This is a genomic window from Pseudomonas sp. S8 (assembly GCF_050473925.1).
Lineage (GTDB): Bacteria > Pseudomonadota > Gammaproteobacteria > Pseudomonadales > Pseudomonadaceae > Aquipseudomonas > Aquipseudomonas parakoreensis.
In genome coordinates, this window is sequence record NZ_JBFDVZ010000016.1 from 2,065,859 (window position 1) to 2,090,616 (window position 24,758).

The 24,758-nt window shown below is 58.0% G+C and carries 24 protein-coding genes and 4 tRNA genes; 8 read left to right on the top strand and 20 right to left on the bottom strand.

Annotation, left to right across the window (positions count from 1 at the left end; all coding sequences use genetic code 11):
• The first annotated feature begins 1 nt into the window (after position 1).
• On the top strand, positions 2–1,042 hold the full coding sequence (locus AB1J88_RS10500) for an AraC family transcriptional regulator (RefSeq protein WP_430291012.1): 1,041 nt from the start codon (positions 2–4) through the stop codon (positions 1,040–1,042).
• Positions 1,043–1,366: 324 nt separating this feature from the next.
• Here AB1J88_RS10500 and AB1J88_RS10505 read toward each other — a convergent pair whose 3' ends face one another.
• From AB1J88_RS10505 to AB1J88_RS10555, 11 genes are all read right to left on the bottom strand, one after another.
• The gene (locus AB1J88_RS10505; RefSeq protein ID WP_430291013.1) at positions 1,367–2,254 is read right to left on the bottom strand and encodes a DUF2242 domain-containing protein; all 888 of its coding nucleotides are present in this window, start codon (positions 2,252–2,254) and stop codon (positions 1,367–1,369) included.
• A 247-nt stretch (positions 2,255–2,501) separates the two neighbouring features.
• Positions 2,502–4,373, bottom strand: a complete 1,872-nt coding sequence (locus AB1J88_RS10510; protein ID WP_041073909.1) for a SurA N-terminal domain-containing protein — start codon at positions 4,371–4,373, stop codon at positions 2,502–2,504.
• A gap of 236 nt (positions 4,374–4,609) precedes the next feature.
• On the bottom strand, positions 4,610–4,882 hold the full coding sequence (locus AB1J88_RS10515; RefSeq protein ID WP_008077714.1) for an HU family DNA-binding protein: 273 nt from the start codon (positions 4,880–4,882) through the stop codon (positions 4,610–4,612).
• A 148-nt stretch (positions 4,883–5,030) separates the two neighbouring features.
• Positions 5,031–7,427 (bottom strand): endopeptidase La, encoded by a 2,397-nt coding sequence (gene lon, locus AB1J88_RS10520; protein WP_003223634.1) that lies wholly within the window; start codon positions 7,425–7,427, stop codon positions 5,031–5,033.
• Positions 7,428–7,590: 163 nt separating this feature from the next.
• On the bottom strand, positions 7,591–8,874 hold the full coding sequence (gene clpX, locus AB1J88_RS10525) for an ATP-dependent Clp protease ATP-binding subunit ClpX (protein ID WP_003223632.1): 1,284 nt from the start codon (positions 8,872–8,874) through the stop codon (positions 7,591–7,593).
• 112 nt (positions 8,875–8,986) lie between these two features.
• Entirely contained in the window at positions 8,987–9,622 is a 636-nt protein-coding gene (clpP, locus tag AB1J88_RS10530) for an ATP-dependent Clp endopeptidase proteolytic subunit ClpP (protein WP_007951559.1), read from the bottom strand.
• Positions 9,623–9,714: 92 nt separating this feature from the next.
• Positions 9,715–11,025: a trigger factor gene (tig, locus tag AB1J88_RS10535; protein WP_041073914.1), complete on the bottom strand. Its 1,311-nt coding sequence runs from the start codon at positions 11,023–11,025 to the stop codon at positions 9,715–9,717.
• Between the two features lie 398 nt (positions 11,026–11,423).
• Positions 11,424–11,499: transfer RNA gene (locus AB1J88_RS10540), tRNA-His, on the bottom strand.
• A gap of 76 nt (positions 11,500–11,575) precedes the next feature.
• Positions 11,576–11,660: transfer RNA gene (locus AB1J88_RS10545), tRNA-Leu, on the bottom strand.
• A 57-nt stretch (positions 11,661–11,717) separates the two neighbouring features.
• Positions 11,718–11,793, bottom strand: a tRNA-His gene (locus AB1J88_RS10550).
• Positions 11,794–11,825: 32 nt separating this feature from the next.
• Positions 11,826–11,902: transfer RNA gene (locus tag AB1J88_RS10555), tRNA-Arg, on the bottom strand.
• Between the two features lie 275 nt (positions 11,903–12,177).
• Here AB1J88_RS10555 and folD point away from each other — a divergent pair.
• The gene (folD, locus tag AB1J88_RS10560) at positions 12,178–13,032 is read left to right on the top strand and encodes a bifunctional methylenetetrahydrofolate dehydrogenase/methenyltetrahydrofolate cyclohydrolase FolD (protein WP_041074114.1); all 855 of its coding nucleotides are present in this window, start codon (positions 12,178–12,180) and stop codon (positions 13,030–13,032) included.
• 229 nt (positions 13,033–13,261) lie between these two features.
• Positions 13,262–14,200 carry a D-alanyl-D-alanine endopeptidase gene (pbpG, locus tag AB1J88_RS10565; RefSeq protein WP_041074112.1) on the top strand — a complete coding sequence of 313 codons (939 nt, stop codon included), beginning with the start codon at positions 13,262–13,264 and terminating at the stop codon, positions 14,198–14,200.
• Between the two features lie 53 nt (positions 14,201–14,253).
• Here pbpG and AB1J88_RS10570 read toward each other — a convergent pair whose 3' ends face one another.
• The 3 genes from AB1J88_RS10570 to AB1J88_RS10580 form a co-directional block, all read right to left on the bottom strand.
• The gene (locus AB1J88_RS10570; RefSeq protein ID WP_027613905.1) at positions 14,254–14,460 is read right to left on the bottom strand and encodes a hypothetical protein; all 207 of its coding nucleotides are present in this window, start codon (positions 14,458–14,460) and stop codon (positions 14,254–14,256) included.
• 11 nt (positions 14,461–14,471) lie between these two features.
• Positions 14,472–14,678 (bottom strand): DUF6021 family protein, encoded by a 207-nt coding sequence (locus tag AB1J88_RS10575; protein WP_041074110.1) that lies wholly within the window; start codon positions 14,676–14,678, stop codon positions 14,472–14,474.
• An 89-nt stretch (positions 14,679–14,767) separates the two neighbouring features.
• Positions 14,768–15,439 carry a lipoprotein gene (locus tag AB1J88_RS10580; RefSeq protein WP_041074108.1) on the bottom strand — a complete coding sequence of 224 codons (672 nt, stop codon included), beginning with the start codon at positions 15,437–15,439 and terminating at the stop codon, positions 14,768–14,770.
• A gap of 234 nt (positions 15,440–15,673) precedes the next feature.
• On the opposite strand from AB1J88_RS10580, the gene AB1J88_RS10585 reads away from it, so the two are divergent.
• Entirely contained in the window at positions 15,674–15,835 is a 162-nt protein-coding gene (locus AB1J88_RS10585) for a hypothetical protein (protein WP_430291014.1), read from the top strand.
• A gap of 188 nt (positions 15,836–16,023) precedes the next feature.
• Here the strand turns inward: AB1J88_RS10585 and AB1J88_RS10590 are convergent, their stop codons facing one another.
• Entirely contained in the window at positions 16,024–16,773 is a 750-nt protein-coding gene (locus tag AB1J88_RS10590) for a TerC family protein (RefSeq protein WP_041074106.1), read from the bottom strand.
• Between the two features lie 28 nt (positions 16,774–16,801).
• Entirely contained in the window at positions 16,802–17,044 is a 243-nt protein-coding gene (locus AB1J88_RS10595; RefSeq protein WP_025108906.1) for a hypothetical protein, read from the bottom strand.
• Positions 17,045–17,275: 231 nt separating this feature from the next.
• Between AB1J88_RS10595 and nhaR the strand changes: the two genes are divergently transcribed.
• Positions 17,276–18,175 carry a transcriptional activator NhaR gene (gene nhaR, locus AB1J88_RS10600; protein ID WP_145596531.1) on the top strand — a complete coding sequence of 300 codons (900 nt, stop codon included), beginning with the start codon at positions 17,276–17,278 and terminating at the stop codon, positions 18,173–18,175.
• Here nhaR and AB1J88_RS10605 read toward each other — a convergent pair.
• Positions 18,170–19,333: an MFS transporter gene (locus tag AB1J88_RS10605; RefSeq protein ID WP_430291015.1), complete on the bottom strand. Its 1,164-nt coding sequence runs from the start codon at positions 19,331–19,333 to the stop codon at positions 18,170–18,172. The two genes, nhaR and AB1J88_RS10605, sit on opposite strands and share 6 nt — an antisense overlap.
• Positions 19,334–19,670: 337 nt before the next feature.
• Here AB1J88_RS10605 and sstT point away from each other — a divergent pair, with 337 nt between their 5' ends.
• The gene (gene sstT, locus AB1J88_RS10610) at positions 19,671–20,903 is read left to right on the top strand and encodes a serine/threonine transporter SstT (protein ID WP_430291016.1); all 1,233 of its coding nucleotides are present in this window, start codon (positions 19,671–19,673) and stop codon (positions 20,901–20,903) included.
• Positions 20,904–21,065: 162 nt separating this feature from the next.
• Here sstT and AB1J88_RS10615 read toward each other — a convergent pair whose 3' ends face one another.
• Positions 21,066–21,575 (bottom strand): DUF1993 domain-containing protein, encoded by a 510-nt coding sequence (locus AB1J88_RS10615; RefSeq protein ID WP_047291564.1) that lies wholly within the window; start codon positions 21,573–21,575, stop codon positions 21,066–21,068.
• A gap of 125 nt (positions 21,576–21,700) precedes the next feature.
• On the opposite strand from AB1J88_RS10615, the gene AB1J88_RS10620 reads away from it, so the two are divergent.
• Complete coding sequence (locus AB1J88_RS10620) at positions 21,701–22,345, top strand: YceH family protein (protein WP_041074096.1); 645 nt, start codon at positions 21,701–21,703, stop codon at positions 22,343–22,345.
• Between the two features lie 132 nt (positions 22,346–22,477).
• Here AB1J88_RS10620 and AB1J88_RS10625 read toward each other — a convergent pair whose 3' ends face one another.
• The gene (locus AB1J88_RS10625) at positions 22,478–22,996 is read right to left on the bottom strand and encodes a cupin domain-containing protein (protein WP_222015273.1); all 519 of its coding nucleotides are present in this window, start codon (positions 22,994–22,996) and stop codon (positions 22,478–22,480) included.
• A 210-nt stretch (positions 22,997–23,206) separates the two neighbouring features.
• Positions 23,207–24,025: a shikimate 5-dehydrogenase gene (locus AB1J88_RS10630; protein ID WP_222015274.1), complete on the bottom strand. Its 819-nt coding sequence runs from the start codon at positions 24,023–24,025 to the stop codon at positions 23,207–23,209.
• A 257-nt stretch (positions 24,026–24,282) separates the two neighbouring features.
• Here AB1J88_RS10630 and AB1J88_RS10635 point away from each other — a divergent pair, with 257 nt between their 5' ends.
• Entirely contained in the window at positions 24,283–24,633 is a 351-nt protein-coding gene (locus tag AB1J88_RS10635) for a hypothetical protein (RefSeq protein ID WP_430291017.1), read from the top strand.
• Positions 24,634–24,758 lie beyond the last annotated feature (125 nt).

Sequence of the window (24,758 nt, forward strand, 5' to 3'; positions counted from 1 at the left end):
CATGAAACCGCTGCCGATGCGCCTTGGGGATCTGTCGGTAGGCTTCGTGCACAGCCTGGCTGATGCCGTGCGCAGCCACGGCGTCGAGCCGCAACCGCTGCTCGAACAATATGGACTGGATGCCGCGCGATTGGCCGAAGCCGGCGCGCGACTGTCGATCCCGCGTTACATGCGGCTGGGGCACAGCGCGATCCAGTTGACCGGCGATCCGGCGCTGGGCCTGAGCATGGGCCAACTCAGCCGCTTGAGTCAGGCCGGGCTCGCCGGGGTCACCGCTGCACAGGCACCGACCGTGCGCGAAGCGGCCCGCTGCCTGATCCGTTTCGAGCCGCTGTACGGTTCCAACTATCGCGGGCAGTCGAGCTTTCACGAGGATGCCCATGGCGCGTGGCTGCGCTTTTATTCGATCAGCCCGTACAACGCCTATAACCGTTTTGTGGTGGATTCCATCATCGCCGGCTGGCTGCATCAGCTGTCCAGCGTCAGCCGCGAGCCTTTGCGCGCCGAGCGCATCGACATCGAATTTGACACGCCGGACTATCGCGACGCCTATAGCGTGCTGGGCGATTGCCCTATCCAGTTCAGCGCCGAACGCAATCAACTGCGCTTGAGCCTTGCCAGCCTCGCTCTGCGCAACCCGGAACACTGCCCGAGCACCTGGAAACACTTGCTTGCGTTGTGTGAACGGGAACTGGAGCAGTTGACCCGCACCCGCAGCCTGCGCGAACGCATCACACAGTTGTTGGGGCCGTTGCTCAATGGTGGCCGGGAACCCGACCTGGAAGAAGTGGCGGCGCGTCTGAAGCTGCCGACCTGGACCTTGCGGCGCAAACTGGCCGAGGAAGGCACACAGTTTCGCGCCATACTCAACGACACCCGCCGCGACCTGGCAATGACCTACATCCGCGATACCGAACTGGCGTTCGGCGAGATCGCCTATCTGCTGGGCTTTGCTTCAGCCGAGGCGTTTCAACGCGCCTTCAAACGCTGGAGCGGCCAGACCCCCGGCGAGTTTCGCCGCAGTCACCGCAAAACCGCCTGACGCCTTACAACTCGGTGGCGTCTTCGGCCGGTTCTGGCTGATCGAGTTCATACGCGTGGTATTCGAGCAGTTCTTCTTGATAATCGTCCATCGTTTCATCCCCCTACTGCCCGTTGAAAATACAGCCCGGTCAAGTGACCAGTGCCTCGAGCTTATCGTGCCCGTATGAAGGGAACGTGACATCCCGCCTTCATGAATAAAACGTAGCAGGTGGTCAGGAATTTATCGCTGGAGTTTTGTCCGGGGAATGTAACGGGATTTGAGTGCGCCACAAAACAAATGTGGGAGCGAGCACCCCCGCTCCCACAGCAGAGCCCGCGCGGCTCACTGCATCGCCGGAATCGGCTCCGATGGCGGCGGGATATTGGTCGGGTTGGGCGGCGGCGTGATCGTTTCGGCAGCCGGTGCAGGATCTGCACTCGGTGCCGGGGTGATCGGCGCGGATTCCGCAGGCGGCACCACGGGTTCGGAACCCGCTGGCGTCGGTGCAACCGTGGCCGGCGCAGGCGTCACCGCCGGAGTGGCCGGCGTCATGGTCTGGGCTGGCTCGACAATGCCGGCCGGCGGTGGCGCTGGCGCTGTCTCGACTGCCGGGGCAGGTGTTGTCGGCGCTACAGCCGCAGGCTTCGGCTCCGGGACCCCCAGATCAGTCTTGGGTTTTTCTTCGATGTGCGCGGCTTTCTTCGCATCGGCTGGCAGGAACAGCTCAACCAGGGTGAAGAAACGCTCATAGAACTTCTGCGACGTCACGGTCTCACTGGCCACCTTGACCATCGAATCATCGGACGAGCCGATCGGCATCGACACCGAACCCAACACGCCGACCCCGAGGCTGGCAGAGTTGTTGGTCTTCTTCAACGCGTAGCGATCCTGCAAGGCATTGGCGAACACCGTGGCATGGTGTTTGGAACTGCCGTCTTCGGTACACACCACGTTGAAGCTGATCTCCATGTGGGTTTCACCGGTTTGCTGGAAGCTTTTGTGGCCACTGATCAGTTTCGGGTCACTGCTGGTGATGATGTAGCCCTGGCTAAGCAACGCACGACGGGCCGCCTCGCAACTCGCGGTGTCGGCCACCGGATAATTGCGCGAGAACGTGCCGGAATCGTCGAAGTTCTCATGCTCATAGATCGGCTTGTCCTTCGAGCAGCCAGCAACAGCGGTCAACAACAGCGCCAACCCAACGACACGCATGGGAGTTGAAATCAACATTGAACATCCTGAGGGAAAACAGTCCGGGGCGTATTGTGCAACAGAACTTGGCCCTGCGGCGCATGGATTGTGTCTTAAAGCCGTTACAACCCTATTGACCATGGTTTGCCGGAAAAAGTCGCAGCCACTCGCCGCACGGGCGAAACGGCCAGCCGCCACACCCAAAACAACGGAAACAGCCAAATCCCAAGCATAAAAAAGCCCCGACCATCAGATCGGGGCTTTGCTGTTACCGCTCAGTCAAACATCAATAGCGCTTGATATCCGCCTGACTTTCCAACTGCTTGCGGAACGCCGCGAAATCCTGCTGACCTTCACGCGAAGCAAGGAAGCGACGGTACTGCGCCTTCTCTTCATCAGTCGGCGCTACTGCTTCATTCACACCGTCCAGGCGCACGATCATCAGGCTACCGTCCTGCAAGGTCACGCTGCTGAACGTCGGCTTGCCCTTGGCCGCCGGTTTCGGCATACGGAACAACGCCTGCAGCACAGTCGGATCAACCCCTTCCTGAGCGCGAGTGGCCGCTGTGACAACCTTCCAGTTCTGACCCTCGACAGCCTTGTCCAGCGGAGTCTTGCCATCGCGCAGACTGGCGATCAGCTGGTCAGCCTTGGTCTTGGCCGCAGCACTGGCATGCTCCTTGGTCAACTGCGCGCGAATCGCCGTGTTGACGGCTTCCAGAGGCAACTGCTCAGGCTTCAGGTGTTCCTTGGCACGCAGCACGACCACGGTTTCCGGGTCCAGTTCGATGCCGGTGCTGTTGGCATTTTCCTCCAGCACTTCCTGGCTGAATGCAGCGCTCACCACAGCACGGTTGGCCGCAATGCCTTCACCACCTTCACGGCCGAACGGCTTGGAGGTGTGCACAGTCAGTTTCAGATCTGCCGCTGGCTGGGCCAGGTCAGACGCTTCGAACGCCGAGTCTTCCAGTTGCTTGGTCGCCTCGACAAAACGCTGCTCGACCTGTTGAGTCTTCAGCTCGCGGGTCAGCTTGTCTTTCAGGCTGGCAAGGGTCGGAACTTCCGGCGCTTCAACACCCAGCAGCTTGATCAGGTGGTAACCGAAGTCGGTACGCACCGGCTCGGACACCTGGTCCTTGTTCAGCGAGTACAGGGCTTTTTCGAAAGCTGGATCATAGACGCCAGGACCGGCAAAACCGAGGTCACCGCCATTGTTGGCCGAGCCCGGATCCTGCGAGAACTCCTTGGCCAGCGCTTCGAATTTCTCGCCCTTGGCCAGACGCGCCTGGACTTCTTCGATCTTGGCCTTGGCCTGAGCGTCGGTGGTCTTGTCGTTGACTTCGATCAGGATATGCGCGGCGCGGCGCTGTTCCGACAGGTTGGCGATCTCTTTCTGATACGCCGCCTGCAGGTCTTCGTCCTTGACCGCAACCTGGTCGAAGAATGAAGACTTCTTCAGCTCGACGTAATCGACAACCACCTGCTCAGGGGTCATGAACTCCTTGGCGTGCTCGTCGTAGTAAGCCTTGACCTCATCGTCGGTCAGCTTGACCGCGGCCGGGTCGGCCTTGACGTTCAGCGAAGCGAAATCGCGGGTCTGTTTTTCCAGACGGGCGAATGCCAGCACTTCAGCGTCGGTGACGAAACCGCTGCCGGCAACACCGGCGCGCAACTGACCGATCAGCATTTCCTGAGCCAGCATCTGGCGGAATTGCATGCGGGTGTAGCCCAGTTGACGAATCACCTGATCAAAGCGCTCGGAACTGAACTTGCCGTCCACCTGGAATTCAGGGGTCTGCAGGATCACCTGATCCAATGCACCTTCGGAGAAAGCGAATTTCGATTGTTCTGCGCCTTGCAGCAGCAGCTTGCGATCGATCAGACCCTTGAGGGCCGATTCGCGGAGCATTTTTTCGTCAAGCAAGGAAGCATCGAAATCCTTGCCCAGCTGTTGCATCAGCTGACGGCGTTGCATGTCAACGGCCTGGCTCAGCTCGTTCTGGCTGATTTCTTCACCATTGACCTTGGCCGCATCGTTGGTGTGCGTCGTGGCCTTGAAAATAGCGTCGAAACCGGTCAGAGCCATCAGTGCAACGATGACCCCGATAATGGTCTTGGCAATCCAGCCTTGTGAATTGTCCCTGATATTCTGCAGCATGCGTCCCCCAGAAACGGTTGAACTTCAAAAATTTGGCAACCGTGGAGCGTGGGTAGAATCCGGATAGAAGAAAGGCGCATCCGAGGATGCGCCTTCTCGTAACTGGCGGAGCGGACAGGGCTCGAACCCTCGATCCCGGCGTTACAGGCAGCTGTTCCAGCGACCTGCTCTACCGCTCCGCTGCCAAGTCAGGCATGACCCCGACCCGGATGGGTAAAAACCTGAAACAAACTAACTTAGTTGACAGCTTCTTTCAGTGCTTTACCGGCTTTGAAACCTGGCTTTTTAGCAGCTGCGATTTGCAGCGTCTTGCCGGTCTGTGGGTTACGACCAACGCGAGCTGGACGATCAGTCACGGAGAAAGTGCCGAAACCAACCAGAACAACAGAGTCGCCGGCCTTCAGAGCGCCAGTGACGGATTCGATAACAGCGTCCAGCGCACGGCCAGCAGCAGCTTTCGGGATATCAGCGGATGCAGCGATAGCATCAATCAGTTCCGACTTGTTCACTCTAAGTCCCCTTATATCTATTTTGAGATGATTCTAAGTTTTTTGGTGAAAGCAAAAACGAGTGCTGAATGGCCTACAGACACTTAAGAGCCGCTTTATAACAAGGGCTCTAAAAAGCTGTCAAGGAAGCCCCCCAGGCAAAAACGTATTAATGCGTGCTAATTCTTTCCTTTGAATCAGACTCACGTTTTTCGTCCTTGGAAACTATCTCCGGAGCCACATCCGGCAAGGGCTCCGGCGCGTATTGCAGCGCAATTTGCAGGACCTCGTCAATCCATTTAACCGGTTTAATCTGCAGATCCTGCTTGATATTGTCAGGAATCTCCTTCAGATCGCGCACGTTCTCTTCCGGAATAATCACAATCTTGATTCCACCGCGGTGGGCGGCGAGCAGTTTTTCCTTCAGACCACCGATTGCCAGCACTTGACCACGCAAGGTGATTTCACCCGTCATGGCGACATCGGCGCGCACCGGAATCCCGGTCAATGCCGATACCAATGCCGTGCACATGCCTACACCGGCGCTTGGACCGTCTTTCGGCGTCGCGCCTTCCGGCATGTGAATGTGGGTGTCGCGCTTCTCGTGGAAGTCCAGCGGAATGCCCAGGCTCTTGGCACGGCTGCGCACAACGGTCAGGGCTGCAGTGATCGATTCGACCATTACATCGCCCAACGAACCGGTCTTGATCAGTTGACCTTTGCCCGGTACCACAGCCGCTTCGATGGTCAGCAATTCGCCACCCACCTGCGTCCACGCCAGGCCAGTCACCTGACCGATCTGATCCTGCTGCTCAGCCAGACCGTAGCGGAATTTACGCACACCGAGGAAGTGTTCGAGCAGGTCAGCTGTCACTTTTACCGAGAAGCGTTTTTCCAGCGCATGTTCTTTCACAGCCTTGCGGCAGACCTTGGCGATCTGACGTTCGAGGCCACGCACACCGGCTTCACGGGTGTAGTAACGGATGATGTCGCGGATCGCTTCCTCGTCGAATTCCAGCTCGCCCTTCTTCAGACCATTAGCGGCAATCTGCTTGGGCGACAGGTACTTGACGGCGATGTTGATCTTTTCGTCTTCGGTGTAGCCCGGCAGACGAATGACTTCCATCCGGTCCAGCAATGCCGGCGGGATGTTCATCGAGTTCGAGGTGCACAGGAACATCACATCGGACAGGTCGTAATCGACTTCCAGATAGTGATCGTTGAAGTTGTGGTTCTGCTCCGGATCGAGCACTTCCAGCAACGCCGACGCCGGGTCGCCACGCATGTCGCTGCCCATTTTGTCGATTTCATCGAGCAGGAACAGCGGGTTGCGCACGCCCACTTTTGTCATCTTTTGAATCAATCTTCCTGGCATCGAACCGATGTAAGTCCGGCGGTGACCACGAATTTCCGCCTCGTCACGCACGCCACCCAAGGCCATGCGCACGAATTTGCGGTTGGTGGCGTGAGCAATCGACTCCGCCAGCGAAGTTTTACCCACGCCAGGCGGACCGACCAGGCACAACACCGGACCACGGATCTTCTTCACACGTTTTTGCACGGCGAGGTATTCAAGGATGCGTTCCTTGACCTCTTCAAGGCCGTAATGATCAGCATCGAGAATGTCTTCCGCACGCGCCAGGTCCAGACGTACCTTGCTCTGCGCCTTCCACGGCACCTGCACCAGCCAGTCGATGTAGGAGCGCACCACGGTGGCTTCAGCGGACATCGGCGACATTTGCTTGAGCTTGTTCAGCTCGGCGGTGGCCTTGGCCAGGGCATCTTTCGGCAGGCCGGCCGCATCGATGCGCTTTTTCAGCTCTTCGATTTCGTTGTGACCTTCGTCACCGTCACCCAGCTCTTTCTGAATGGCCTTCATCTGCTCATTCAGGTAGTACTCGCGCTGACTGCGTTCCATTTGTTTTTTGACGCGGCCGCGAATGCGTTTTTCGACTTGCAGCAGATCGATCTCGGCATCCAGCAAGGCGAGCACGTGCTCGACGCGGGCCGACAGATCGATGATTTCGAGGATTTCCTGCTTCTGCTCGATTTTCAGCGCCATGTGCGCGGCCATGGTGTCAACCAGGCGGCCAGGCTCATCAATGCTGTTGAGCGACGACAGGACTTCAGCCGGGACTTTCTTGCCCAACTGCACATATTGTTCGAACTGCGACAGCAGGCTGCGCACGAAAACTTCCGATTCGCGCTCGGCAGCATCGACTTCGTCGATCAGCGAGACTTCGGCGCGGCAATGCCCGTCGACTTCGCTGAAGCGCTCTACAGCGCCGCGCTGCTCACCTTCGACCAGAACCTTGACGGTGCCGTCCGGCAGCTTCAGCAGTTGCAGCACCGTCGCAATCGTACCTACGCGATAGAGAGCGTCTTCACCGGGATCATCGTCAGCCGGGTTTCTCTGGGCCAGCAGCAGGATCTGCTTGTCGCCCGTCATCGCGGCCTCGAGGGCTTCGATGGATTTCTCGCGCCCCACGAACAGCGGGATAACCATGTGCGGATAAACCACGACATCACGCAATGGCAGGAGAGGCAATTCGATGGTTGTCTTCATGATTTCGCCTCTACGGCGGCCATATGGCCGTAATCAGATGGAATTAAGCTTGAAACCAAGATGGGGGCTGCCTTGAAAAAAAACAAGCGCAAAGCGGATGTAAAAAACGACATAAAAAAAAAGAGGCCCGAAGGCCCCTTCTTTGTTCCGGCAGTGTGGACACTTACGCGTCCGGCGCTGCCTTGGCCGTCGGCTCACTGTTTTCGTAGATATACAGTGGCTTGGACTTGCCTTCAATCACACTTTCATCGATGACGACCTTGCTCACTTCAGACTGCGAAGGGATTTCGTACATCGTGTCGAGCAGCACACCTTCAAGAATCGACCGCAGGCCACGGGCACCGGTTTTACGCTCCAGAGCTCGCTTGGCAACCGATTTCAGTGCGTCGGTCCGGAATTCCAGATCCACGCCTTCCATCTCGAACAGCTTGGCATACTGCTTGGTCAGCGCATTTTTCGGCTCGGTGAGGATCTGCATCAGCGCAGCCTCGTCGAGCTCGTCCAGCGTCGCCAGAACCGGCAAACGACCGACGAATTCCGGGATCAGACCGAACTTGACCAGATCGTCAGGCTCGACTTCACGCAGGGATTCACCGACTTTTTTGCCCTCTTCCTTGCTGCGCACTTCTGCGTTGAACCCGATGCCGCCCTTGGTGGAACGGTTTTGAATAACCTTTTCCAGACCCGAGAACGCACCACCGCAGATGAACAGGATGTTACGGGTGTCGACCTGCAGGAACTCCTGCTGCGGATGCTTGCGGCCACCTTGCGGCGGGACGGAAGCGACCGTGCCTTCGATCAACTTGAGCAAGGCCTGTTGCACGCCCTCACCGGAAACATCGCGGGTGATCGACGGGTTGTCGGACTTGCGGGAAATCTTGTCGATTTCGTCGATGTAGACAATGCCCATCTGGGCCTTTTCCACGTCGTAATCGCACTTTTGCAGCAGTTTCTGAATGATGTTCTCGACATCTTCACCTACGTAACCGGCCTCGGTGAGGGTGGTGGCGTCGGCGATGGTGAACGGAACGTTCAGCAGGCGGGCCAGTGTTTCGGCCAGCAGGGTTTTACCGGAGCCTGTCGGGCCGATCAGCAGGATGTTGCTCTTGCCGAGTTCGACGTCGTCAGCCTTCTTGTCACGCTGGTTCAGACGCTTGTAGTGGTTGTATACCGCTACGGCCAGAACCTTTTTCGCACGCTCCTGACCGATTACATACTGGTCAAGGATGCCGCTGATTTCTTTAGGCGAAGGCAATTTATGCGCGCTGCTTTCGGCCTGTGCTTCCTGCACCTCCTCGCGGATGATGTCATTGCACAAGTCGACGCACTCGTCGCAGATAAAGACCGAGGGGCCGGCAATCAATTTGCGTACTTCATGCTGGCTTTTGCCACAGAAGGAGCAATAGAGCAGCTTGCCGTTGTCCTCGCCGTTGCGGGTGTCAGTCATTCGTTCGATCCAAATCCGATAGGCTTGCAACACAAGATGAAGGCTATTGCGGGCTTTTTCAAGCCCGCTGGTGGTCGGACCTGCCGACCCACCTTATTTTGAGCTGCTTATTTTACGCAGGACGCTGGTTGATGACTTCGTCGATCAGACCGTATTCCTTCGCAGCTTCTGCACTCATGAAGTTGTCGCGGTTGGTATCACGCTCGATTTCTTCAAGCGTACGACCGCTGTGCTTGGCCATCAGCGTGTTCAGACGCTCGCGGATGAAGAGGATTTCCTTGGCATGGATTTCGATATCCGAGGCCTGGCCCTGGAAACCGCCCAGCGGCTGGTGAATCATCACACGCGAGTTCGGCAGGCAGAAACGCTTGCCTGGAGCACCGGCCGTCAGCAGGAATGCACCCATGCTGCACGCCTGACCAATGCACGTCGTCGATACGTTTGGCTTGATGAACTGCATGGTGTCGTAGATCGACATGCCCGCTGTCACCGAACCGCCCGGGGAGTTGATATAGAGATGGATGTCCTTGTCCGGGTTTTCCGCTTCAAGGAACAGCAATTGCGCACAGATCAGGTTGGCCATGTAGTCCTCTACAGGACCCACCAGAAAGATTACGCGCTCCTTCAGAAGGCGCGAGTAGATGTCATAGGCGCGCTCGCCACGAGCAGATTGCTCGACAACCATCGGGACCAGGCCGCCGGCGGCCTGGATATCAGAGTTCTGCTGAATATACGAATTACGGAACATGCTCTGCAGTCACTCCCAAATAGTTATGTCTTGAATACGCATAAGCCAGCTCGAAGGCTGGCTTATGTGTGTACTTCTTAACGCAAAAACAATCAGTCGGCTTTTGGAGCTTCTACCGGCTTGACCGCTTCTTCGTAAGAGACCGATTTGTCGGTCACGCTAGCTTTCTGCAGAACAGTATCCACAACTTGTTCTTCCAGCACAACCGAACGGACTTCGTTCAGTTGCTGCTCGTTCTTGTAGTACCAAGACACGACCTGCTCAGGTTCCTGGTAAGCCGAAGCCATTTCCTGAATCATTTCACGAACGCGGGCTTCGTCAGGCTTCAGGTCGAATTGCTTGACCACTTCAGCGACGATCAGACCCAGCACTACACGGCGCTTGGCTTGCTCTTCGAACAGCTCGGCCGGCAGTTGATCAGGCTTGATGTTGCCGCCGAACTGCTGAACAGCCTGCACGCGCAGACGGTCAACTTCGTTGGACAGCAGAGCCTTTGGCACTTCGATCGGGTTGGTGGCCAGCAGACCGTCCATGACCTGATTTTTCACCTTGGACTTGATGGCCTGACGCAGCTCACGCTCCATGTTCTTGCGAACTTCGGTGCGGAAGCCTTCCAGACCGGTTTCCTTGATGCCGAATTGAGCGAAGAATTCTTCGTTCAGCTCTGGCAGTTTCGGCTCGGAAACGGTGTTGACGGTCACGGTGAACTCGGCGGTTTTACCAGCCAGGTCCAGGTTCTGATAGTCCTCAGGGAAGGTCAGGTTCAGAACGCGCTCTTCGCCTGCCTTGGCGCCAACCAGGCCTTCTTCAAAGCCCGGAATCATGCGACCGGAACCCAGCACCAGCTGAGTACCTTTGGCGGAGCCGCCGGCGAATGCTTCGCCGTCAACCTTGCCGACGAAATCGATGTTCAGCTGGTCTTCGTTCTGGGCAGCGCGGTCGGCCACTTCAAAACGGGTGTTCTGCTTGCGCAGGATGTCCAGCATCTTGTCCAGATCAGCGTCAGCCACGTCAGCGCTCAGGCGCTCGACAGTGATGCCGTCGAAACCGGCAACAGTGAACTCAGGGAACACTTCGAATACGGCAACGTATTCCAGGTCCTTGCCAGCTTCCAGCGACTTCGGCTCGATCGAAGGCGAACCGGCAGGGTTCAGCTTCTGCTCAACCACGGCTTCATAGAAGGAGGACTGGATGACATCACCAACAGCTTCCTGACGAGCGTCAGCACCGAAACGGCGCTTGATTTCGCTCATTGGCACTTTGCCTGGACGGAAGCCAGCAATCTTGGCCTTTTGGGCAGTCTGCTGCAGACGCTTGTTGACCTGGCTCTCAATGCGCTCAGCCGGCACGGTGACGCTCATGCGGCGCTCAAGAGCAGTAGTATTTTCAACAGAAACTTGCATGGATATTCCTCGTTGCACAGACGTTAGCCGGCCGTTTCCGACCCCAGAATCAAGGGCATGCATTCTAGTGGGTCAAACTCAAGAAGTCACCCTACTGAAAACGGGTAAAAAAACAGCAGGCCATTTATAGGTGTGAATGCAGCAATGCATTCCACCCCGAAGACGAATAAAGACCATCACGCCAGGGCTCTGCTTCAACCGCTTCTATATATAGAAGAGACTGCGAGCCATCTCCCTGACGGCCGATCCAGCGAACATGGCCGGTGGTCGACACGCAGGCTGCAAGCCCGTAAACACGACGAAACGCCCTGCCCTTCGACCTGAAACCCAGCACAACAAACCACAAACCGTAAAACAAAAAAGGCGCCAGACTGTTAAATCTGGCGCCTTTCGAAATATGGGGTGGACGATGGGGATCGAACCCACGACAACGGGAGTCACAATCCCGTGCTCTACCAACTGAGCTACGCCCACCATATTGCGTCACAAAAAAGCCATTCAACTTCTTTGCTGAACTTCACCAGGCCTGCGGCAAGAATGAAGCTTTAATTGGTGCGGATGAAGAGACTCGAACTCTTACGCCTCGCGGCGCTGGAACCTAAATCCAGTGTGTCTACCAATTCCACCACATCCGCAGATGAAGCTTTTAAAGCAAAGGCGCCAGACTGTTACATCTGGCGCCTTTCGAAATATGGGGTGGACGATGGGGATCGAACCCACGACAACGGGAGTCACAATCCCGTGCTCTACCAACTGAGCTACGCCCACCATATCGCGCTACTTGTGCCAAAGCTGCCTAATGGCGCACCCGGCAGGACTCGAACCTGCGACCATCCGCTTAGAAGGCGGATGCTCTATCCAGCTGAGCTACGGGCGCCTTATTAATCTGTACTCTTGGAGGACTACAAACTAAATGCTTTCCAGCCTCGCAGAACGCTAATTCCGCTCAACCTTCTTAACCAGTGCTAGGCTGTGCCCGACAAGTGCGACGAATAGTATAGAGCGCTCCCAAGGTCGTCAAATCCTTTTTGAAAAAAATTCATTTAATTAAAGGAGTTAGGGGAATTTGCTGACCAAGCGCCTTTGCCCTCACCGTCTGACATGCGAGAATGCGTTCTCTTTTTTTCCCCTCTCGATGGTTAATCACGCGCAATGACTGCACAACTAATCGACGGCAAATCGATCGCCGCCAGCCTGCGCCAGCAGATCGCCCAACGAGTTGCCGAGCGTCGCCAGCAAGGCCTGCGCACTCCCGGCCTCGCGGTGATCCTGGTCGGCAGCGATCCTGCCTCTCAGGTTTATGTCTCGCACAAGCGTAAAGACTGTGAAGAGGTAGGCTTCCTCTCTCAAGCCTACGACCTGCCCTCCGACACCACTCAAGAAGCGCTGACCGATCTGATCGATCGCCTCAACGACGACCCGGCCATTGACGGCGTGCTGCTGCAACTGCCCCTGCCCGAGCATCTGGACGCGTCCAAATTGCTGGAGCGCATCCGCCCGGACAAAGACGTCGATGGCTTTCATCCTTATAACGTCGGCCGCCTGGCCCAGCGCATTCCGCTGCTGCGTCCGTGCACACCAAAGGGCATCATGACCTTGCTGGAAAGCACCGGCGTTGACCTTTATGGTCTGGATGCGGTGGTGGTGGGTGCGTCGAACATCGTCGGCCGCCCGATGGCAATGGAACTGCTGCTGGCCGGTTGCACCGTGACCGTCACCCACCGCTTTACCAAGGATCTGGCCGGCCACGTCGGTCGCGCCGATCTGGTGGTGGTCGCCGCCGGCAAGCCGGGCCTGGTCAAGGGCGAGTGGATCAAGGAAGGCGCGATCGTGATCGACGTCGGCATCAACCGTCAGGACGATGGCAAGCTGGTCGGTGACGTGGTGTACGAAACCGCTCTGCCCCGCGCCGGCTGGATCACTCCGGTGCCGGGCGGTGTTGGCCCGATGACCCGCGCCTGCCTGCTGGAAAACACCCTCTACGCGGCAGAAACCCTGCACGCCTGAGAGGTTTTTTCGCAATAAAAGAACCCCGCCTTGTGCGGGGTTTTTTGTATCTGAGAAAAAACACTAACCGTTCGCCGGAAACCTCTATTTTTACAGGGCTTTTCACGAGATTTTCAGGTCATCCAAACAACCATCGACAGATCTTCAGCCATACTCCTAGAATGCGACGCTTTGAAGAAATAACCCGTTACAAACTAACGGAATATCCAACCTTTATGAGTTCGCCCGCGTGAAAATTCGTCTTTCGATCCTGAGCCTGGTTTTTGCTTTTTCAGGCACATTCGTCACGCCAACTGTCAACGCCGCTGAAACCACTGCTGCGCCACGCGATGCTTCGCAACTGAAGATCGCCTCCGGCAGCGCCCTGCTCATGGACTTGCAGACCAATAAAGTCATCTATTCGAGCAACCCGGATGTGATCGTACCCATCGCTTCGGTCAGTAAGCTGATGACCGGGCTGGTAGTCGTTGAAGCGCACCAGAACATGGACGAATGGATCGACGTCGACATCAGCCACACGCCGGAAATGAAAGGCGTGTTCTCCCGAGTCAAGCTGAAGAGCGAACTGCCGCGCCGGGAAATGTTGCTGATTGCCCTGATGTCCTCGGAAAACCGTGCAGCCGCCAGCCTTGCGCATCACTACCCGGGCGGTTATGCAGCCTTCATCGCGGCGATGAATGCCAAGGCCAAGGCACTGGGCATGACCAACACCCACTATGTCGAACCGACCGGCTTGTCGGAACGTAACGTTTCCACCGCTCGCGATCTGAGCAAACTGTTGGTGGCCGCGAGCAAGCACCCGATCCTCACTGAACTGACGACCACCAAGGAAAAAACGGTGTCATTCCGCAAACCCAACTACACCCTGGGTTTCCGCAACACCGATCACTTGGTGAACAAGGCCGACTGGGACATCAAAATCACTAAAACCGGCTTCACCAACCCGGCGGGTCATTGCCTGGTGCTGGTGACGCGGATGAGCAACCGCCCGGTTGCCCTGGTGATTCTCGATGCGTTCGGCAAGTACACACACTTCGCCGATGCCAGCCGTATCCGCAGCTGGATGGAAACCGGTCGCAGCACCAACGTTCCGGCAGTGGCCCAACAATACAAGGCCGAGAAAAACCTCAAGGCGCGCCAGAGCGGCGTGGTCGAAGCCTCCAAGTAGTTCGCGAAACAATAAAAAGCCCCGACATCTCGGGGCTTTTTAATGCCTGCGTCTCAGTCATTGGGCAGCGGCATCTGTTCGTCATCGGGAATGCCGTCACCGGCACTCGGGTCGCGATGATGCTCCGGGGTCAGCACATTAGGCCGGGCCAATGGATCACGCAGCGGGCTGTCCGGATCCAGCACGGGATCCACGTCATCCTCAGGCGTGGTCGGCACGCTGTCCGGTTTTTTATCGTCAAAGCTGGAATCGGTACTCATACGCACCTCCCTCAGGGTTTCAGGTCAGCCAACGGATCGTAAGGCTTGGCCGGACGCTTGCTGTCTTCGCCGGTCTCCACGTCCTTCGGCGCCTTGGCAGGGCCGACCGGATCAACCTGCGGATCGTCGAGATCCGGTGAGTCCGGATCGAAACCCAGATCATGACCGGACGAATGCTCGCTTGAGTGTGGGCCTTTCGGGGATGGGGAATCTGCCATGCTCGCCTCCTGATTCACCCGCACATTCGGGCTCTATCGTTAAGAGGCGTGCCGGGCGTGAGGGTGCCCGGCAAATGACGAACGGAGGTTTAATGTGCAGCCAGAGCCTTTTTGGCTTGCTCCGCTTCACGTTCCTGCCCGGCCTGCGCCAACTCATCCGCCGCCTTTAGCCAGCGCTGACGATCAACCTCGGCGGGGATCTGCGAGGGCTTTTGGATCAGCACGGCCCAACCGCCCGACTTTTCGAACGCCGACTCGAAGGAACTGAAACTCATCAGTTCGCGGCGATTCATTCCGGCGCGCAACAGCACTTTCTGTTTCAAGCGGTCGTAACCGGAAAGAATGGCGTAACGCGGTTCAGCCCAGAACGCCGAGCCTTCGCTAAAGCGCACCATCACCGGATATCCGGCCGCGACCTGGGTGAGCAAGGCTGGCAGGTTCTTGTCCAGCGGATAGACCACCATGCCGTAATCGCGGGCCAGGTTTTGCAGATTCTGCTGCAACTGATCCTGTGCACCCGGCAGCTGCAACGGTTTTTCCAGCAGCCCCGGCGTGATCATGATGCCCTGCTGCGACAACAGGCTGGCCAGCACTTGCGGACCACTCTGATTGGCTTCACCGCGATAGAACGTACCGCTGAGTTCGACCCGCTCCGGCAGGCGCTTGACCTGCGGCGCGACAGTGCCCGCACAACCCGCCAATACAGCCGCGCAACCGGCCACCAGCAACGCCCCTCGCAATCGAGTCAATACCTGCACCATTGTCACTCTCTGATCAGACGCCGGTCATCGTGTTCCGGCAACGCCTGCGATCATAGGGCGACGCACGGCTGCGGTATAGCCTTAAACCGCAGACCGATCGATTGCATAGAGCGAACTGATTGGTCATCACCGATCTTTGGTCAATAGTCTGAAACACCCCATTGTCTAGACTGTCACTGAAACAGAGCGAATTGAAAAAGTGTGTGCCCGACGCAGGGCAAAGAGGAGGCACCGATGAGCCTGACCATGACCATCGTAATGTTGATAGCCGGCTGGCTGGCCGTTGCCAGCGCCATGCTGTGGGGCGTGCTGCGCATTGCGCGACGCCATCATCATCCGGTCGATTCGACTGCGAATCACAAGCCAGAAAAGCACCGCCACGCGACTGCGCACTGACAGGTCAGTTGATATAAAACCTCTGCAGGAGCTGCCGAAGGCTGCTATTTTTTGATCTTGCTCTCAAAAATCAAAAGATCGCAGCCTTCGACAGCTCCTGCATAAGGCACAAGCCGTACGGCATGAGGCACAAGCAAAAAGGCCGGCTGAACTCGACGAGTCCAGCCGGCCTTTTGGTTTGCTGCAGATTAAGCCTGCTGAGCCAGCTTCTTCTGCTTCGCCCGGCGCGACATCATGTTCAGCACTTCAATCGCTGCCGAGAAGGCCATGGCCGCGTACACATAACCTTTCGGTACATGGGCACCGAAGCCTTCGGCGATCAGCGTCATGCCGATCATGATCAGGAAGCCCAGGGCCAGCATCACCACTGTCGGGTTGTCGTTGATGAACTTGGCCAGCGGCTCAGCTGCGAACAGCATCACCATCACCGACACCACTACCGCGATCACCATGATCGGCAAGTGTTCAGTCATGCCCACCGCAGTAATGATGCTGTCGATGGAGAACACCATGTCCAGCATCAGGATCTGACCGATTGCGGCAGCGAAGCCCAGGGTCACGGTCGAAGTCGCAGTTTTCGGATCTTCCGGGGCCGGGTCCATGCTGTGATGGATCTCGGTCGTGGCTTTCCACACCAGGAACAGACCACCGGCAATCAGGATCATGTCTTTCCAGGAGAACGCCTGGCCCATGATTTCGATTACAGGTTCGGTCAACTGCACGATGAAAGCGATGGTGCTCAACAGGGCCAGACGCAGGATCAGCGCCATGCCGATACCGATGCGGCGCGCCTTCTGCCGATGCTGCACAGGCAACTTGTTGGTCAGGATCGAAATAAAGATCAGGTTATCGATGCCGAGCACGATTTCCATCACCACCAGTGTGGCCAAAGCAACCCAGGCGGCGGGGCTGGCGGCGAGTTCTAACAGATATTCCATGGGTCAGTCCTGACTCTTGTATGACGGTTTAGATGGTCTTGGAGGAAGATTCGGATTTTTCCGCATCTTTTTCCGGCGCTTCTTTTTTCTCGATCAAGCCGCCGGTGGCGTCGCTGAGCGCTTGTTCAGCAGCTTTGTGCGTATCGTCGATCGCCTGTTTGGCGCTTTCGGCAGCCTTGCCCATCAACTGCTGGGCGCTTTTCTCGGCCTGATCGCAACCGGCCATGAGCAGTAAAGACGTAAACATCAATGCAGGGATTGTGTATTTCATGAGACTTCCTTCGAATGAACAGACAGGGTCACAGACCACCCGTCGATGGCTGGGCATTCTAGGGAGACAAACACTTCAGGAAAATTCGTATTTTTAGCGGCTATACTTCGGCTTTAACGAACTATGACCATCAGTGCAGGAGCTGCCGAAGGCTGCGATCTTTTGATTTTTTAAAGCAAGATCAAAAGATCGCAGCCTGCGGCAGCTCCTACAGGGGGGGGGAACCTTAGAGTGCTCAATTACCGACAACTGCATTACTTCTGGGTGGTCGCCAAGACCGGCAGCATCGTGCGTGCCTGCGAGCAACTCAACCTCACACCGCAAACCATCAGCGGGCAGATTTCGCTGCTCGAACAAACCTACGGCATCGAACTGTTTCAGCGGGTCGGCCGCCAGCTGGAACTGACCGAGGCCGGACGCCAGGCCCTGCCCTACGCTGAGCAGATGTTCCAGTTAGGCGGCGAACTGGAGTTGATGCTGCGCGCCCAGCCCAACGAACAGCAGATCCTGTTTCGCGTCGGCGTGGCCGACGTGGTGCCCAAGTCCATCGTCTATCGACTGATCGCGCCGACCATGGAGTTGCACGAACCGCTGCGCATCACCTGCCGCGAAGACAAACTCGAACGCCTGCTGGCGGACCTGGCCATCCAGCGTCTGGACCTGGTGATTTCCGACAGCCCGATGCCGTCGCACCTCGACATCAAGGGCTACAGCCAGAAACTCGGCGAATGCGGGATCAGTTTTTTCGCCACCGCGCAATTGGCGGCGCAATACGGGCAAGACTTTCCGCGCAGCCTCAACGGCGCACCGCTGCTGATTCCCGGCGCAGAAACCGTGGTGCGCAGCCGTCTGCAGCGCTGGTTTGCCGAGCAGCAGATCCAGCCACAAATCGTTGGGGAATTCGATGACAGCGCCCTGATGCAGGCCTTCGGCCAATCGGGCAGCGGGATTTTCATCGGTCCGAGCGTGATTGCCGATGAAGTCAAACGCCAGTACGGCGTCGAGGTGATTGGCCAGACCGACGCGGTGACCGAGTCGTTCTATGCCATTTCCGTGGAACGCAAGGTCAAGCACCCCGGCATCGTGGCGATTACCGAAGGTGCCCGACGCGAGCTGTTTACCGCGTTATGACGCCTGGGCGCACTCTTCGCGCGGCTTGAGCGTCATCAAGACCATGGCGAGGAATACCGACAACAGAATGAATCCGGCAGCGGCGAAGCCAAGAAAGCCCAGGCCAGCGCTGTCGATCACCCGACCGCCGATCATCGCACCCAGACCAATCCCAAGGTTGGCCCCGGCGATGTTCAGCGAGGCGGCAAACGCAGGCGCTTGCGGCGCGGCCTTCATCAGGCGCACATGGCTGACCAGAAACAGCGCCGCCTGGGTGATTCCCCAGATGCCCATGGCCACCGCCAGGCCCATGGTCGAGTGGATATTCGGCACCAGCGAGACCATGCCGGCAATCATGAACGCGCAGAACAGCACGGACGCACCCAACGGATGACGATCCACTGCACGCCCGCCCAGCGAGTTGCCGATCAGCCCGACCGCACCGAAGCCCATCAGGCACCAGCCAACCACGGTGCCGTTAAAACCCGCCAGACGCTCGAGGATGTCGGCCAGATAGGTGTAGGCGGTGAACATGCCGCTGAATACCAGGATCGACAACAGCACATGGCCGAGCATCAGCGGGCTGCGCAGGATCTTGAACTGCGAGCTGAAGCTGACCTGGTGCTGATGCAGACTGGTTTTCGGCAGGTAAACAAACAGCAGCAAGGCCTTGGCAAAAGCGATCACCGCCAGAATCGCGAATGCACTGCGCCAGCCGAACGCATCGGAAATCAACGTGCCCACCGGGATGCCGAATACCGTGGCGCAGACGATGCCGAAGCCGATCTTGGCAATCGCACGGCCGGCGTAATCCGGGCCGACGATGTCCACCGCTGTCTCGCTGGCCAAGGCCCAGAACACCGGCAGGCCGAGGGCCGGGATCAAGCGCGCAATGGCCATGACCCAGATGTTCGGCGCCAGCGCGGCAACGGTGTTGGCCAGGCCGAACATGATCAGGATGGTGATGAACAACTTGCGCCGCTCGAAGCGGGCGAAATAGGCGGTCAAAAACGGGCCGAACATCGCCACCGTGAAAGCGAATAGAGTCACCAGCAGACCCGCCTGCGGAATGGTTACCGCCAGGTCTCGGGCAATGGCCGGCAACAGGCCGACGATGACGAATTCCGTGGTCAGCACCGTGAATCCGGCAGCGGACAACAGAAGAATGGGCAACAGCATGAGCAACTCCAGCAAAACGACGACACCAGCGAAGGCCGGAAGGCCCGCTGGCAACGATTAAAATGAGGATGGCGAATCTTAACAGAGAGTTTCAGCAGTGACTTGCATAAACCTGCCGACTTGCCGATCAATCCGGTGGCAGATCGTCACAGGCCTGAAGGATAACGCCTACGCTGTGATAAAGTCCGCGCCCTGAAAAACGTACACCCTGTTCAGCGCCCCGTTTAACAGCGTTGATCGCGCGTCAGCCCTTTCGGTTCGTGCCGGTGACCTGCCCCCTTGATGTACCACCGGTTTCACGCAACCTTGCACCCTATAAAAAATCAGAGATGCCGTTATGACCGCTTCATCCCCTTCTCTAATGCAACGCCTGAAAAACCTCAGTCTGGTCACGCAGATCCTGATCGGCCTGATCGCCGGTATCGCTCTGGCGTTGTTCGCCCCGGAAGCGGCAAAAGGCTCGGCGTTCATCGGCAAAGTATTTGTCTCGGCGCTCAAAGCCGTGGCGCCGATTCTGGTGTTCGTGCTGGTGATGGCGTCGATCGCCAACCACAAGCACGGTCAGGAAACCCACATCAGACCCATCCTGTTCCTGTATCTGCTCGGCACTTTCGCCGCAGCCGTGGTCGCGGTGGTGGCCAGCATGGCGTTTCCCTCGCATCTGGTGCTGTCCACCGACAATGTGTCAGTCACCGCGCCGGGCGGCATTGCCGAAGTGCTGCAAAGCCTGCTGTTGAGCGTGGTCGACAACCCGGTCAGCGCGCTGATGAATGCCAACTTCATCGGCATTCTGGCCTGGGCGATCGGCATGGGCGTCGCGATTCGCCATGCCGGCGACACCACACGCGAGGTGCTGGGCGACCTGTCCAACGGCGTGACCGTGATCGTGCGCGTAGTGATTCGTTTCGCCCCACTGGGCATTTTCGGTCTGGTGGCGTCTACCCTCGCCACCTCGGGCTTCGGCGCGTTGATCGGTTATGCGCACCTGCTGGCCGTGCTGCTGGGCTGCATGCTGTTTGTCGCACTGGTGATGAACCCGCTGATTGTGTTCTGGAAGCTGCGCCGCAACCCGTACCCGCTGACCCTCAAGTGCCTGCGCGAAAGCGGCATCACCGCCTTCTTCACCCGCAGTTCGGCAGCGAACATTCCGGTCAACCTGGAACTGAGCAAGCGCCTGGGCCTGCATGAAGACACTTACTCGGTATCGATCCCGCTGGGTGCGACCATCAACATGGCTGGCGCAGCGATCACCATCACCGTGCTGACCCTGGCTGCCGTGCACACGCTGGGGATTGCCGTGGACATTCCGACCGCGATCCTGCTCAGCGTCGTCGCGGCGATCTGTGCCTGTGGCGCCTCGGGCGTGGCCGGTGGCTCGCTGCTGCTGATTCCGCTGGCGTGCAGCCTGTTCGGCATTCCCAGCGAGATTGCCATGCAGGTGGTGGCGGTGGGTTTCATCATTGGTGTGCTGCAGGACTCGGCGGAGACTGCGCTGAATTCGTCCACTGATGTGCTGTTTACTGCCGCGGCTTGCTTGGGTGAAGAGGCGAAAGTTCAGCGCTCAGTCTAAAGATCAAAAGATCAAAAGATCAAAAGATCGCAGCCTGCGGCAGCTCCTACATTAGGAATGCGTTTCCCTGTAGGAGCTGCCGCAGGCTGCGATCTTTTGCTTTATCCAATAAAGAGCCCGCCAAGGCGTGAACCTTGGCGGGCTTTTTTGTTACGGGGTGTTTTAGTACGCGCCCATGTAATCGCGTTTACCCACTTCAACACCGTTGTGGCGCAGCAGCGCATAGGCAGTGGTGACGTGGAAGAAGAACTGCGGCAGACCGTAGCTCAGCAGGTAAGCCTGACCGCTGAAGCGCTTCTCTTTCGGCGTGCCCGGACGGGTCACGATCTCGATGCCTTCCTTGCCGTTGATCTGCTCCGGCTTGATCTCGCCGATGTAGGCCAGCACCTTGGCGATCAGCGCCTGCAGTTCGGCGAACGTGGTTTCAGTGTCGTCATACTTCGGGATTTCGACTTCGGCCAGACGCGAGGAAACGCCCTTGGCGAAGTCGACGGCGATCTGCACCTGACGCACCAGCGGGAACATGTCCGGGTACAGGCGCGCTTGCAGGAATGCGTTCGGGTCGATGTTTTTCTCGGTGGCGTGGGCTTCAGCCTTTTTCAGGACATCGCTCAGGGCGTTGAGCATTTGTTGAAAAACCGGGACGGATGCGGCGTAAAGGGAAATGGTCATGGCAGTCTCGTGTGGTGGCTGGGTGGAACGTGGAGGCGATTATAGCCATGCTTGATGACCACACGGCTTGCCTTTTGTTAGCCAAGGATTAGGCTAGGCGCCTTCGACTGCTGAGGGAACGCGCGATGACCACCGAACTTGCAACCACCACCAACGAACCACGGCTCAACGCCACGGAAATCCGCATTCTGGGTTCGTTGATCGAAAAACAGGCCACCAGCCCGGAAACCTATCCGTTGACCCTCAATGCATTGGTGCTGGCCTGCAATCAGAAGACCAGCCGCGAGCCGGTGATGAACCTGACTCAGGGCCAGGTCGGCCAAAGTCTGCGGGCGCTGGAAAGCCACGGTTACACCAAACTGGTCATGGGCAGTCGCGCTGATCGCTGGGAGCATAAGCTCGACAAGGCGCTGGAACTGGTGCCGGCCCAGGTGATTCTCACCGGTTTGATGTTCTTGCGTGGCCCGCAGACCGTCAACGAACTGCTGACCCGCAGCGGGCGCATGCACGATTTCGAAGATGCCGAGCAGGTTGTGCATCAACTTGAACGCCTGATCGCCCGTGGGCTGGCGGTGTTGATCCCGCGTCAGGCCGGGCAACGCGAAGACCGCTACACCCATGCACTGGGCGATCCGGCGGACATCGAGGCGATCCTGGCGGCGCGGCAGAATCCTGGGGAGCGCGCGACCAGCGGCGTTTCGGTCGAGCGCATCGAAGAGCTGGAAGCACGGATTGCCGCACTGGAAGAGCGCCTGGCGCGCCTCGAATAACCCGCAAAATCCTACTGTGGGAGCGAGCTTGCTCGCGAATACGGCGTGTCATTTAGCAATGATATGTATGACACATTGCATTCGCGAGCAAGCTCGCTCCCACAGGGACTGCACCAAGCCGAAGGTCTCTATTTACTCACCATCCCAATAATCCACCCCATCCGCCTGCCGCGCCACGGCGACAAAACCTGATGCATTGCCCTCGGTATCAACCTTGAAGTTGTCCATCACTGCGTATTTGTTGGAGTCCGGGTATTCGCAGATATCCGGTTGCTGCTGGGTGCTGACCGCCAGGTAACGCAGTTCCGCTTCGCTGGTATTGATGATTTGATGCGCCGTCTCCGGGCCGCCCGGCGGGCAGGCGATCACGTCGCCCGCGCGAATCGGAAAGCGTTCGGCCCCCAAGCGCACCTCGCCCTCCCCGACCACCACATAGAACATCTCTTCATTGACCCGGTGGCTGTGAAACGGACTGCCGCGCATGCCTGGCGGCAAGGCGTACAACCGATAGCCGAGTTTCTGCGCACCGAGCTGCTGGCCGATGCGCGCCATGCTTTGCTGATAGCGACCCGCGGTTTCGCCTTCCGGGGCAAGGGCTTCAGGCAGGGGTTCGAGTTCGACCTGGTGCAGGTTGAGGATGGGCGGATGCATGGGGTGCCTCGATCAGGTTTTTATGAGGGGCAAGTCTTGGCTTGCTGAGGCCGCAGTATAGGCAACCTGATAAACCGAGTTGAATTCATCGCTGGCAAGCCGGCTCCCACAAGATTTGTGGTTGCTCACCTGGTTGTGTTGCAACCTGATACCTGTGGGAGCTGGCTTGCCAGCGATGGGGCCAACTCATTCAACACATAATCCTGAACATCAGCTGCGGGCGAAATTCACCGCCGCCGCAAACTGCTCTTCACTCGGCCGCACCCCCGTGTACAGCACAAACTGCTCCAGCGCCTGGATCGCAATCACCTCCAGTCCGGTAATCACTTTCTTGCCCTCGGCCCGGCCGCGCACGATCAGCGGCGTTTCCGACGGAATCGCCACGACATCGAACACGATCCCGGCTGCCTGGATTACTTCAGGCTCAAACGCCAGTTGCCCCGCCTCGGGCCCGCCGTCCATGCCCACCGGGGTGACGTTGATCAGCATCTGCGGACGCTCTTCACCCAACTCGGCCCGCCAGCGGTAACCCAGCGAATCCGCCAATGCCTGCCCGGCGCGCTCGTTACGCGCAACGATCAGTCCATTCTTGTAGCCACCATCACGCAGGGCGCTGGCCACGGCTTTGGCCATGCCGCCGCTGCCACGCAGGGCGAACGTCGAATCTTTCGGCACTGCGTGGGTTTCCAGCAATTGCGCGATGGCGATGTAATCAGTGTTATAGGCCTTGAGGTGACCGTGGGTGTTGACGATGGTGTTGATCGACTGGATCGCCGCCGCCGACGCATCCAGCTCATCGACCAGTGCGATGCACGCTTCCTTGAACGGCATCGACACGCCGCAACCGCGAATCCCCAAGGCACGAATGCCGCCGACCGCCCCCGGCAAATCCTGACTGCTGAACGCCTTGTAATAGAAGTTCAGGCCCAACTGCTCGTACAAATGGTTATGAAACCGCAGACCGAAATTCCCCGGGCGCCCCGACAGGGACATGCACAGCTGGGTGTCTTTGTTGGGATTCATCTGCATGAAACTTCTCCTTCAAAACGGACTTTCGGATGGACGGAGTTAGCCATTCCATCGGGTTCTGGACGATCATAAGCGCCTGTCTGCAACGGACCGCGTGCCCCTTTGACCCACCGGTAAAGAAGCCGGTACAGACCTTACACAAAATTTACCCAGCGGCTGTGCTGATTTTCAGAATTTCGCTGTCATAGAAGTATCCCCGCGACAACTTTGGGCCTGGTGCAGGCCCGGACGCCGGGTCGAAGAACCGAGGAATTATCATGATTCGTAAACTCCCCATCGTGGCCTTGTTGATTGGTGCATTCGCGATCACAGGTCAGGCAGAAGCCCACGGCGGTGGCTGGCAGGGTCCGGCCGTGTTTGGTGCGATCGTCGGCTCGGCCATCATCGGCTCGGCACTGATCAACCAGGATCGGCCGGTCTACGTGCAACAGCCTGTTTACGCTCAACCGGCACCGGTTTATGTGCAACAACCGCCGCCACCGGTCTACTACCAGCCGGCGCCGGTCTATGTGCAACAACCGATCTACGTGCCTGGCCCGGTCTACTACGGCCCACCACGCGGCTATTACGGCCGGCCACATGGCTACTACGGTGGCCCACGCTGGTAATCGCCAACAAACAGCCCTGCTTTATAGCGGGGCTTTTTTATGACCGTCGGTCGGGCAACGTCTGAAAAAATCTTGCCAAGGTCGCTGTGAGGACAGTTCCAGCGGCTAAAGTCGGCATGATGGAC